The organism is Vibrio sp. 1288, from assembly GCF_033344475.1.
The window spans coordinates 1-539 of the sequence record NZ_JAWPOX010001018.1 but is presented as its reverse complement, the minus strand read 5'-3'; the positions used below and the strand labels follow the sequence as shown (position 1 = coordinate 539).

The window sequence follows — 539 nt, the reverse complement described above, 5'->3', positions numbered from 1 at the left end:
CTTCTGGCATCCAAATACCAAGACCAAAATAGTTTTTGTCTACGTTTTGAGTAAGAAACGGAATGTCTTGCGATTTGATTGCCCACTCTTCCCAGTAGTTTTCTGTTGGTCCTTCTGCTGTCGCTTCAGCAGCATACCAATCTAAGGTATCGGTACTAAGCACACCAACAGTATCAAAAATTTCTTCACAGATGGGCATGGTGTTGTCTTCAAACACCACGGAGCGATCAGAAAGATAGTTACATGCGGAGTTAGCTTGCGTCACCACAAGCAGCGCACATGCACTAAATACGGCTACTCTGACCATGAAAACCGACCTCTTATTTACCAGATAATGTTTCTCTATATAAGCCTTCGTTGAGCAACAGTTCACTGACAGTTGGTGTCGTATAGGTGCTGATATCTTTGCCTTCTATGAGTGCATTACGGATATCCGTGCTTCTGATTTTAACTTTTTCTGGGCACGCCATGACAGTCCAACGTTCCGTAATTTCTTCCGCCTTATAAAATTTAGCAAATTTGAAGAAATTATCCGGACC

The 539-nt window shown here is 42.5% G+C and carries 2 pseudogenes; both read right to left on the bottom strand.

The window, feature by feature from the left end:
- A pseudogene (locus R8O11_RS30670) lies at positions 1-307 on the bottom strand (hypothetical protein); the annotation flags it as partial.
- Positions 308-320: 13 nt separating this feature from the next.
- Positions 321-539: pseudogene (locus R8O11_RS30665) on the bottom strand (nicotinate-nicotinamide nucleotide adenylyltransferase); the annotation flags it as partial.